Here is a 9,832-nt window from a genome sequence, read left to right on the forward strand (position 1 = left end):
AAAAAGGCCGCGCGGATGCGCGGCCTTTTGCGTGAGTGGCGGGCAGGAAAGACGGCGCGTACTCCGCCGCTCAATGCACGCCGAACGCGTCGAGCAGCCGGTACCAGCTCATCGCGAGCACCAGCGCCGGCGTGCGCAGCGCCTCGCCGCCGGGGAAGTCGCGGTGGCGGATCTTGTCGAACAGGTCGAAGCGGCTCGCCTGTCCGTTGATCGCCTCGGCGATCAGCTTGCCCGCGAGCGCGGTCGTGTTCACGCCGTGCCCCGAGAACCCCTGCGCGAAGTACGTCGTCGGCGCGATGCGACCGAAGTGCGGTGCGCGGTTCATCGTGATGTCGACGAAGCCGCCCCACGCGTACTCGACCTTCACGTCCGCCAACTGCGGGAACGTCTTCAGCATGTCCGCGCGCATCGCCGCCGCGAGATCGCGCGGCTCCCGCGTCGAATAGCTGACCTTGCCGCCCCACACGAGCCGCGTGTCGGGCGCCGGCCGGAAATAGTCGAGCACGAAGCGGCTGTCGCAGATCGCCGCGCGTGCGGGCATCAGCGCGGCGGCGCGCGCGTCGCCGAGCGGCTCGGTCGCGATCACGTAGGTGCCGACCGGCATGATCTTCTTCGACAGCGCGGGCGCGAGCGTGCCGACGAAGGTGTTGCACGCGAGCACGACGAAGCGCGCACGCACGTTGCCGCCGCTCGTCTCGACGACATGGCCGCCCGCGACATCGCGCACGCGCGTCACGCAGCTGTCCTCGTGGATCCGCACGCCGGCCTCGGTCGCCGCGCGGGCGAGGCCGAGCGTGTAGTTCAGCGGATGGAGATGGCCGCTGTCCGGGTCGTACAGGCCGCCGCAATAGCGCTCGGACTGCACGTAGTCGCCGAGTTCGTCGGCTTCGACGAAATGGAAGCGGTCGTAGCCGAAGCGCTTCGCGGCTTCGTCGCGCCAGCGCTTCAGCCCGTCGGCATCGCGCGCGGTGTTCGCGGCGGTCAGGTAGCCGGGCACCAGCGCGCAGTCGATGTCGTGCTGCGCGATGCGCGATTTCACGAGCGACAGCGTTTCGAGCCCCATGTCCCAGATGCGTTTCACGTCGCCGTCCGGCATGAACTGCCCGAACGTGTCGATGTCGCACGCGAATCCGCCGATCAGCTGGCCGCCGTTGCGGCCGCTCGCCGCCCATCCGACCCGCGACGCTTCGAGCACGGTCACCGAATGGCCGCGCTCGGCGAGGTTGAGCGCGGCGGACAGGCCCGTGAGGCCCGCACCGATCACGCACACGTCGGCATCGATCGTGCCGGCGAGCGGCGCGTGGCGGGTCGTATCGTTGGCGGTCGCCGCGTAGTAGGACGCGACGTGCGGCTGGTTGGCGAATGTCTGCATGGTCAGGAGAACGGATGAAGTGGGCTCAGAACAGCTCGCGCACGCGGTGGTACAGCATCCCGAGTTCGAGCGCGGGTTGCCGCCAGGCGTCGCCGCCGGGGAAGCGCCGGTGGCGCATGCGTGCGAACAGGTCGAACGCGCGCGTGTCGCCCGCGATCGCGCCGGCAACCGCGCGCCCGGCGATGCCGGTGAGTGCGACGCCGTGGCCGCTGAAGCCCTGAACGTAGAAGAAGTTCGGATCGAGCGCGCCGAAATCCGGCGCGCGGTTGCGCGTGACGTCGACAAAGCCGCCCCACGCATGGTCGACGCGCACGTCGCCGAGCTGCGGGAACACGCCGGCCATGCGGCGCCGGATCGTTTCGGCGAGCGTGGCGGGCGAAGCGCCGGCCGAATTCGCGCGGCCGCCGAACAGCATCCGGTGGTCGGCCGACAGCCGAAAATAGTCGAGGAAGAAGTTGTTGTCGCACACGGCTTCGCGCCGGGCGATCAGCGCATCGGCGCGCGCCTGGCCGAGCGGCTCGGTCGCGATGATGTACGACGCGATCGGCGCGATGCGCGCGGCCGTCGCGGCCGGCAGCACGCCGCCGGGGCCCGCATTGCAGCACGACACGACGAACCGGCAGCGCACGTCGCCCGACGGCGTGCGCACGACGGGCCGCTCGCCTCGCACGATGTCGAGCGCGGGTGTATGCGCGTACAGCGCGACGCCTTCGCGGCGCGCGGCATCGGCGAGGCCAAGGCAGTACTTGAGCGGATGCAGGTGCCCCGACAGCGGATCGTAGACGCCCGCGAGATAGCGCGTCGACGCGATGCGCGCGCGAATCTCGCCGGTGTCGAGCCACGACAATGACGGATGGCCCCAGCGCCGGGTTGCGGCATCCATCCATGCGCGCAGGTCGTCGATGCGACGCGGCTTCGTCGCGACCGTCAGGTAGCCGCGCGTGAAGTCGCAGTCGATCCCGTAGCGCGCGATTCGCTCGGCGATCAGCGCGACACCGTCGAGCGACAGCGACCACGCGGCGCGCGCGCCGTCGGCGCCGAGCTGCCGCTCGATTTCTTCGTCCTTCGCGAAGCCGGTGATCGCCTGGCCGCCGTTGCGGCCCGACGCGCCCCAGCCGGGCCGGTGCGCGTCGATTACCGCGACGGACAGCCCGCGAGCACGGCAGTCGAGCGCCGTCGACAGGCCCGCGAAGCCGGCGCCGATCACGCAGACGTCGACGTCGATCGTCCCGTCGAGCGCGGGATCGTCCACGGCGGGGCGCACGGCCGTCGCTTCGTAGTACGAGTCGCGCGCGAGCGCATCGGCACGGCGGGTGAAAGACTGCGTCATGAATCCGACTCCCTCGTTGCAGCCGGCGGCGGCGCGTCGCGCACCGTCATCCGGCCGGTAAAAACGGCGCGGGACGCCGTGCGCGCGGCACGGCGTCCCGCGCGGGCTGCGTCAGAACGAATAGATGAACTGCGTCGCGAGCAGGTCGTTGGACTTGCCGTACGACCCATCGTTGCGCAGGAACACCTTGTTGTTCGCCCAGTCGTGGCGGTATTCGACCTTCACGGTGATCTGCTGGGTCGGATAGAACAGCAGGTCGAGCGCGACGTCCTGGCGCACCGCGCCCTTGCACTCGAAGCCCAGGCCGCCGCCGGCCTGCGACTGCGCGAGGCAGTCCGCGTCGACGCCGAAGCCGTTGCTCGGATCCATCCCGTTGCCGTTCAGCGCGATGCCGCCACCGCCGCCGCCGTTCTTCGAGTTGGCGAGCAGGTCGTAGCGCAGCGTCACGCCCATGCGGCCGACCACCGGCGCGTTGAACTTGCGGTGCGCGAGCAGCGACAGCCCGTACCACTGCGCGAGCCCGCCGTTGAACGCCGCATGCTGTTGACGGCCGTAGTCGACTTCCGCGTTGTACTGAATGTCGGCGAGCGTGTAGGTCGCGTCGAGTTCGCCGAAGAAGAACGAACCGTAGCCGCTCGGTGCTGCGCCGCCCGGACCGTAGTGGACGACGCCGTTCGCATCGATCGCGCTCGCGAGCGTCTGGCGGCCGATGTTGAACGAACCGCCGAGATCGAGCGCGCTCGACCACGTGTAGTCCGCGCGCGCGGTGAAGGTCGGCACCTTGTTGCTGGTGGTGATCGGATCGCCGAGCGCGTTGGTGCCCGTCGTCGTGACCGAACCGTACGTGCGGTACTGCTCGTTGCCGAGGAAGAACTTCCACGCCCAGTTGCCCTTCGTGTAGTTCGCGCCGATACCGACGTAGCTGCCCGGATCCGAGAAATCGTACAGCAGGTTGTGCGTGAGCGTGAGCATCTGGTTCGACTGCTGCACCTCGTAGCCGCCGAAGCTCGGGATCAGGCCGGCGACCAGCGTCGTTTCGGCGGTGATCGGCACGTTGATGACCGCGGTGTTCAGCAGGTTGTCGGTGATCGAGCCGCGCGAGTTCTGCAGCAGCGTGATGCCGTTGCCGCGGTTCGGCATCAGCGTGATTTCCGCCGACGGCGCCATCGGGCCGACGCCGAACGTCTTCTTGATGTCGAGGTAGAGGTCGCCGAACGTGCTGTTGAAGTAGTTGTACGCGTTCTCGTGGTTCGCGAACAGGAACGACGACGTGCCGGCCGCGCGGTTGTAGATGTAGGTCGGATCGATGTAACCCGTCACCGACAGGCCGGCGAGCGGGCCCGTGTTGGCCGCGTCCGTCAGCGAGTCGACCTTCAGCTGCTGGTTCGCGATCTGCTGCTTCATTTCGCCGACCTCGTCGTTGGTCAGCGTGGCCTGCGCCTTGCCGTAGTCCGGCGAGCCCGGGTCGACGGCCACCGCGGCCGGCGCGGCGCCAGCCGCTGCCTTCGTGCCGGCCTGGGCGGTCGCGGTGCCGCCCTTCGCCGACAGTTGCGCCTGCATCGCCTTCATCTGTTTCTGCAGCGCCGCGACCTGCGCCTGCAGCGCCTTGATCTCGGCGGATGTCGAGTCGGCCAGCGCGATGCCCGGTAACGCGCCGGCCACCAGCAGGCAGATCAGTTTCTTCTTCATTGCGGATTCTCCTTGTCGTGCGCCTGTCAAATCGGAATCGAATCGCGCGCCCCCCCTGGGGCGGCGCGTCTTGCTTGTCTGCAATGCTTGTTATCTTTGAAGCAGGAGGCGTGGCGTCACGCCACCGCGAACGCCGCCTTCATGTCGGCGATGCGGCGCCGTTCACGCGCGATCATCATCCGGTTCACGACGATCACGCCGATCGTCACCGCCGTGATGAACAGCGTCGCCAGTGCGTTCATCTCCGGGTTCAGCCCCAGCCGCACGCGCGAGAACACCACCAGCGGCAGCGTCGTCGAACCGGGGCCCGACAGGAACGCCGACAGCACCAGGTCGTCGATCGACAGCGTGAACGACAGCAGCCACCCCGACAGCAGCGCCTGCGAGATCAGCGGCAGCGTCACCACGAAGAACACCTTCAGCGGCGTCGCGCCCAGATCCAGCGCCGCCTCTTCCAGCGACTTGTTCATCTCCTTCACGCGCGACTGCACGATGATCGCCACGTACGACACGCACAGCATCACGTGGCCGATCCAGATCGTCACCATCCCGCGCCCCTTCGGCCAGCCGAACATCTGCTCCAGCGCAACGAACAGCAACAGCAGCGAGATGCCCTGGATCACTTCCGGAATCACCAGCGGCGCGTTGATCATCCCCGTGTACAGCGTGAAGCCCTTGAAGCGGCCGAAGCGCGCGAGCACGAAGCCCGCCCACGTGCCGATCACGACCGACGCGGTAGCCGTCAGCAGGCCGATCTTCAGCGACAGCCACGCGGCGGTCAGCAGCTCGTCGTCGTCCAGCAGCGCCGAGTACCACTTCAGCGAGAAGCCCGACCACACCGTCACCAGCTTCGACTCGTTGAACGAGTACACGACCAGGCTGATGATCGGGATGTACAGGAACAGGAAGCCGAAGGCGAGGACGCCCGTCGACAGCGGTTTGCTCGGCTTGATCATTTCGCGTCCTCCAGTTCCTTGACCTGGTAGTACTGGAACAGCGCCATCGGCACCAGCAGCAGCATCACCATCGCGACCGTCACCGCGGACGCCATCGGCCAGTCCATGTTGTTGAAGAATTCATCCCACATCACCCGGCCGATCATCAGCGTGTCGGCGCCGCCGAGCAGCTCCGGAATCACGTACTCGCCGACTGCCGGGATGAACACCAGCAGGCTGCCCGCGATGATCCCGTTCTTCGACAGCGGCAGCGTGATGCGCGTGAACGCGACCCACGGCTTCGCGCCGAGGTCGTACGCGGCTTCGAGCAGCGTGAGGTCCATCTTCACCAGGTGCGCGTACAGCGGCATCACCATGAACGGCAGGTACGAATAGACCATCCCGATGTAGACGCCCGCGTCGCTGTGATAGAGGCGCAGCGGCGTGTGGATGATGCCCAGCGCGATCAGCGTGTGGTTCAGCAAGCCGTCGTCCTTCAGGATGCCGATCCATGCGTACACGCGGATCAGGAACGACGTCCAGAACGGCAGCATCACGGCCATCATCAGCACGTTGCGGCGGTTCGGCTCCGAGCGCGCGATGTAGTACGCCATCGGATAACCGATCAGCAAACACAGCACCGTCGACACGGCGGCCATCTTCAGCGAGCTGAGGTAGGTCGCGATGTACAGGTCGTCCTGCAGCAGGAACGCGTAGTGCGATAGCTGCAGCGCGAAGTGCACGACGCCGTCCTTCATCTCGACGAGCGACGTGTACGGCGGGATGCCCATCACCTGGTCGGCGAAGCTGATCTTCAGCACCAGCACGAACGGCAGCGCGAAGAACACGGCAAGCCACACGAACGGCACGCCGATCGCGACACTGCGGCCCGACGGCAGGAAGCGCGACAGAAAGTCGAAGCGGCCCGGGCGGGCGCGGCCGGCGCCGGCGCTCGCGGCGCCGGTCGGCACCGGCGCGGACGGATTGGAGGCGGAGGTTCTCATCGCGTCGTCCTCACTGCGTCAGCACGACGCCGCTGGCCGGCGACCACGACACGAACACGTCGTCGTTCCACGCGGGTGCGTTGTCGTTCATCAGGTGCGAGCTCGACAGGTTCGACACCACCGTCTTGCCGCTCGGCAGGCGCACGTGGTACAGCGAGTAGCTGCCCATGTACGCGATGTCGGTCACGACGCCGCGTGCCCAGTTGTGTTTCGAGCCCGGCTTCTCGCGCGACACGTGAATGCGCTCCGGGCGCACCGAGATGCCCACCGGCATGCCGAGCGGGCCCGTGACGCCGTGGCTCACGTACATGCGTGCCTCGAGGTCGTCGCTCTCGACGAAGATGTGATCGGGCTCGTCCTCGACCACGCGCCCTTCGAACAGGTTGGTCGAGCCGATGAACTCGGCCGAGAAGCGGCTGTTCGGGAATTCGTATACCTCGCCCGGCGCACCGATCTGGACGATCTTGCCTTCGCTCATCACCGCGAGGCGGCTGGCCATCGTCATCGCTTCTTCCTGGTCGTGCGTGACCATCACGCAGGTCACGTCGACCTTCTCGATGATGTTCACGAGTTCGAGCTGGGTCTTCTGGCGGATCTTCTTGTCGAGCGCGGACATCGGCTCGTCGAGCAAGAGCAGCTTCGGGCGCTTGACCAGCGAGCGGGCGAGCGCGACACGCTGCTGCTGGCCGCCGGAGAGCTGGTGCGGCTTGCGCTGCGCGTACTTGCTCATCTGCACGAGCGCGAGCGCATCGGCCACGCGCTCCTTGATCTCCTGCTTCGGCGTGCCTTCCTGCTTCAGGCCGAACGCGACGTTCGACTCGACCGTCATGTGCGGGAACAGCGCGTACGACTGGAACATCATGTTCACCGGGCGGCGGTACGGCGGCAGCGACGCGAGATCCTCGCCGTCGACGAAGATCTTGCCGGAGGTGGCCGTCTCGAGCCCGGCGAGCATGCGCAGCAACGTCGACTTGCCGCAGCCCGAGCTGCCGAGCAGCGCGAACAGCTCATTCTTCGCGATCGTCAGGTTCACGTTGTCGACAGCGGTGCTGTCGCCGAATTTCTTCACGACGTTCTCGATGCGTACGAAGGCGTCGTTCTGCGTACGGGTCGCGGGGGCCGGTTGGGTCTGTCGTGCAGCAGCGGAAGAGGGTATCGATTGCATGGGATTCACCATTCGTTCTTCACGGATTGCAGGCGTGAGGGTCCCCGCGCGAGGCGCATGGCGCGACTCGCGGACGACGGCTCGTGCCGGATGGAACAGTGCGCGCGGCGCGCGCGGGCGGACGGAGGTCCGCGGATCTCAGGCGGGCAGGCGCCAAGAGGCGCCTGCACCGCCGGAATTCAGGCGATCAGTGGCCGGTCTTCAGTTGGGCCCACAGACGGTTCTCGAGGCGCAGGATGTCGGCCGGCATCGGCTTCATCAGCACCATCTTCTTCAGCACGTCTTCAGGCGGGTAGACGGTCGGGTCCTGTGCGACGGCCGGCGTGACGAACTGATGCGCGGCCTTGTTCGCGGTCGGGTAGAACACCGTGTTGGTGATCGACGCGTTGACCTTCGGATCGGACACGTAGTTGATCCACTTCAGTGCGGCCTCGGGGTGCGGCGCATCCTTCGGGATCACCATCACGTCGAACCACAGCAGGCCGCCTTCCTTCGGGTTCGAGAACTTGATGTCGTACGAACGCTTCGCTTCGGCCGAGCGGCGATGCGCGATGCCGACGTCGCCCGACCAGCCGAGCGCGACGCACACGTCGTTGTTCGCGAGGTCGTTGATGTAGCCGGACGAGTTGAACTGGGTGATGTACGGGCGGACTTTCTTCAGGACTTCGAACGCAGCCTGGTAATCGCCGGGATTCTTGCTGTTCGGATCCTTGCCCATGTATTGCAGCGTGGCGGCGAACACGTCGACGGCCTGGTCGAGGAACGACACGCCGCAGCCCTTCAGCTTTTCCATGTTGGCCGGGTCGAACACCAGCGCCCAGCTGTCGACCGGCGCCTTGTCGCCGAGGGCCTTCTTCACCGCCTGCGCGTTGTAGCCGATGCCGTCCGTGCCGTAGGCCCAGGGCACGCCGTACTGGTTGCCCGGATCGGCGTCCGAGATCATCTTCATCAGCAGCGGGTCGAGGTTCGCGAGGTTCGGCAGCTTCGACTTGTCGAGCTTCTGGTACACGCCGGCCTGGATCTGCTTGGCCATGTAGTTCGACGTCGGCACGACGATGTCGTAGCCCGAACTGCCGGCCAGCAGCTTCGCCTGAAGCGTGTCGTCGCTGTCGTAGTTGTCGTACTTGACGTGGATGCCCGTCTGTTTCTGGAAGTTCGGGATCGTGTCGGGTGCGATGTAGTCGGACCAGTTGTAGACGTTCAGCTCGTCGGCCGCATGTGCCGTCGGGCTGGCGACCGACGTGAACGCAGCCGCGGCGGCAAGGGCGGCAACGGAACAGGCTTGGCGAAGAAAGCAGGCACGCATGGTGGAATTCCCTTGGGTTATGGCGGCGTGCGGCGCCCGCCGCACGCCTGTAGGCAAAAACCGTTACGAAATACCCAGTTGCTGGGCGGTTGCATCGACTGCTTTTTTCGCCTTCGATACGAGTTCATCGATTTCCTGGCGCGAGATCACGAGCGGCGGCGACAGCAGCATCCGGTCGCCGGTCGCGCGCATGATCAGGTTGCCGTTGAAGCAGAAGTCGCGGCAGATCGTGCCGACGTCGCCCCCGTTCGCGAAGCGGCGGCGTTCGGCCGGCGATTCGGCGAGCTGCAGGCTCGCGACGAGGCCGTGGCCATGCACCTCGCCGACGATCGGGTGACGTGCGAAGGTTTCGCGCATCAGCGCCTGGAAGTACGGGCCCGTGTCGTTCTTCACGCGCTCGACGATCCCTTCGTCGCGCAGCAGCTTCAGGTTCGCGACCGCGACGGCCGCGGCCACCGGGTGGCCCGAGTACGTGAGGCCGTGATTGAATTCGCCGTTGTCGATGATCGGCCGCGCCACGCGCTCGTGAATGCCGACGGCACCCATCGGCACGTAACCCGACGTGAGGCCCTTGGCCATCGTGATGAGATCGGGTTCGAAACCGAAGTGCTGGTGTGCGAACCATTCGCCGGTGCGGCCGAAGCCGCCGATCACTTCGTCGGCCACCAGCAGGATGTCGTACTTGCGGCAGATACGCTGGATTTCCGGCCAGTACGTCGACGGCGGGAAGATCACGCCGCCCGCGCCCTGGAACGGCTCGCCGATGAATGCGGCGACGTTCTCCGCGCCGAGTTCGAGGATCTTCGCTTCGAGCTGCTGGGCGCGCGCCAGGCCGAACGCTTCCGGCGTTTCGCCGGCCGCCGCTTCGCCGAAGAAATACGGCTGGTCGATGTGCACGATGTTTTCGACCTTCGACGGCATCTGCTCGTGCATGTAGCCCATTCCGCCGAGCGTGCCGCCCGCGATCGTCGAGCCGTGATAGCCGTTCTTGCGCGAGATCACATACTTCTTCTGCGGCTGGCCCTGCACGC

8 protein-coding genes are annotated in these 9,832 nt (G+C 66.7%); all 8 read right to left on the reverse strand.

Features of this window, described 5'->3' with window-relative positions:
- Positions 1-70 precede the first annotated feature (70 nt).
- Complete coding sequence (locus tag C5O79_RS28415; protein ID WP_122474415.1) at positions 71-1,372, reverse strand: FAD-binding oxidoreductase; 1,302 nt, start codon at positions 1,370-1,372, stop codon at positions 71-73.
- Between the two features lie 25 nt (positions 1,373-1,397).
- Positions 1,398-2,702 (reverse strand): FAD-binding oxidoreductase, encoded by a 1,305-nt coding sequence (locus C5O79_RS28420; protein WP_124619665.1) that lies wholly within the window; start codon positions 2,700-2,702, stop codon positions 1,398-1,400.
- A 111-nt stretch (positions 2,703-2,813) separates the two neighbouring features.
- Entirely contained in the window at positions 2,814-4,391 is a 1,578-nt protein-coding gene (locus C5O79_RS28425) for a DUF3138 family protein (RefSeq protein WP_122474413.1), read from the reverse strand.
- 116 nt (positions 4,392-4,507) lie between these two features.
- The gene (locus tag C5O79_RS28430) at positions 4,508-5,347 is read right to left on the reverse strand and encodes an ABC transporter permease subunit (protein WP_011353448.1); all 840 of its coding nucleotides are present in this window, start codon (positions 5,345-5,347) and stop codon (positions 4,508-4,510) included.
- Entirely contained in the window at positions 5,344-6,330 is a 987-nt protein-coding gene (locus C5O79_RS28435) for an ABC transporter permease subunit (protein WP_047852312.1), read from the reverse strand. Before C5O79_RS28435 ends, C5O79_RS28430 begins: the two co-directional genes overlap by 4 nt.
- A gap of 10 nt (positions 6,331-6,340) precedes the next feature.
- Positions 6,341-7,495, reverse strand: a complete 1,155-nt coding sequence (gene potA, locus C5O79_RS28440; protein WP_122474592.1) for a polyamine ABC transporter ATP-binding protein — start codon at positions 7,493-7,495, stop codon at positions 6,341-6,343.
- Positions 7,496-7,682: 187 nt separating this feature from the next.
- Complete coding sequence (locus C5O79_RS28445; protein WP_122474412.1) at positions 7,683-8,801, reverse strand: polyamine ABC transporter substrate-binding protein; 1,119 nt, start codon at positions 8,799-8,801, stop codon at positions 7,683-7,685.
- 63 nt (positions 8,802-8,864) lie between these two features.
- A partial coding sequence (locus tag C5O79_RS28450; RefSeq protein ID WP_131931949.1) for an aminotransferase occupies positions 8,865-9,832 on the reverse strand: 968 nt, incomplete at its 5' end.

The sequence above is a fragment of the Burkholderia sp. SRS-25 genome (assembly GCF_004343765.1).
GTDB classification, from domain to species: domain Bacteria; phylum Pseudomonadota; class Gammaproteobacteria; order Burkholderiales; family Burkholderiaceae; genus Burkholderia; species Burkholderia contaminans.